Here is a 1,646-nt window from a genome sequence, read left to right on the forward strand (position 1 = left end):
GTGCACACCCTCTACGGTCCCGCCGAGACCGCGAGCTGCGCCGCGCACTGGTCCACGGACGGTCCGGTCGATGCCGCGCCGCCGGTCGGCCGCCCCCTGCGCAACATCCGCTGCTACGTCCTCGACGAGGCGCTGCGCCCCGTACCGCACGGTGTGGCCGGCGAGCTGTACATCGCGGGGGCGGGTGTCACCCGGGGCTACCTCGCGGAGCCGGGGCCGACCGCCGAGCGGTACCTGCCCGATCCGTTCGGCCCGCCCGGTGGCCGCATGTACGGCACCGGCGAACCGGTCCGGTGGACGGCGGACGGGGAGCTCGTCCGCCTCGGCCGGGACGACGACGAGCGGGCGGAGGCGCGGGGGTTCCGGGCCAGAACCGGCACACCCGGCGGCGCGGCCCTGCCCGAGGTGTCCTGCCCGGCCGGTGCGGGCCGCCTGCCGCGGACGCCCCAGGAGGAGCTGCTGTGTGAACTGTTCGCGGCCGTGCTCCAGGTCCCGGCCGTCGCCGTCGACGACAACTTCTTCGAACTGGGCGGTCACTCGCTCCTCGCCACCCGGCTGGTCCAGCGCATCACCGCGGTGCTGGGCGTGCGGGTCCCGGTCCAGAGCGTCTTCGTGGCGCCGACCGTACATGCTCTGGCCCGGGAGCTGCGGTCGCTCGACGACCCGGCCGGCGAGAGGGACGAGAGCCTGCTCGATCCCGTGGTCCGGCTGCACACCGGCGGCAGCGGCAGTCCACTCTTCTGCGTGCACGCCGCAACCGGCCTGAGCTGGAGCTATGCGACCCTCCTCCCCTACATCGGCACGGCGCGCCCCGTCCACGGGGTGCAGGCCACCGGCGGCGACGGCACGGGGAACGGCCCCGGGACCCTGGAGGAACTGGCCGCGGAGTACGCGGGGCGCATCCGGGAGGTGCAGCCGCACGGTCCCTACTGGCTGGCCGGCTGGTCACTGGGCGGCGTGATCGCCCAGGCCGTCGCCACGCACCTGCAGGAGGAGGGCGAGGAGACAGCCCTGCTGGCGCTGCTGGACGCCTATCCGTTCGCGGCCCAAAGACGCCACCTCGGCCTTCCCGACGACTTCGACCCGGAGCAGGAGGCGCTGTACGCGCTGCTCACGGCCGTCGGCCTCGAGGACGGGCCCGATGCCGGCACCCCGCTAGAACGCGGCCCGTTGGCGGACGCGCTGAGCGATGTCCTGGATCTGCCGCGGGCGGCGGCCGTCCGCCTGGTCGACGCCGCCGTGCGCAACACCCGCCTCGCCGACGCCCACGTGCCCCGGGTCCTGCGCGGTCGGGTGGTGTTCTTCGCCGCCGCCGACGAGGAACCGGGCGGCCTGTCGGCCGATGCCTGGGCCCCGTACGTGGACGGGCCGGTCGAGGTCCACAAGGTGGGCACGGACCACTACGGGATGCTGCGCTGGCCTGCCGTAGAAGAGATCGGCCGGGTTTTGGCCGCGGAACTCCCTTCCCGCCCGAACTGACCCCTTACGAGGATTTCGACTTCATGGAGCTGTTACATGACTGGTGTACCCGCCCCTGCCCACGGCGACGAGCCCCGGCAGATCCATCTCGACCACGTGGAGTTCTACGTGACGGATCCGGACGCATGGGTGCAGGACCTATCGGCGCGCTACGGATTCGAGCGCTG

At 73.3% G+C, this 1,646-nt stretch carries 1 protein-coding gene; it reads left to right on the plus strand.

Features of this window, described 5'->3' with window-relative positions; all coding sequences use genetic code 11:
• On the plus strand, positions 1-1,479 hold a 1,479-nt coding region (locus ACMZ42_RS27005; protein ID WP_415733423.1), incomplete at its 5' end, for a thioesterase domain-containing protein.
• Positions 1,480-1,646 lie beyond the last annotated feature (167 nt).

This window comes from Lysinibacillus sp. NPDC056185 (assembly GCF_047737915.1).
Taxonomy (GTDB): Bacteria; Bacillota; Bacilli; order Bacillales_A; family Planococcaceae; genus Lysinibacillus.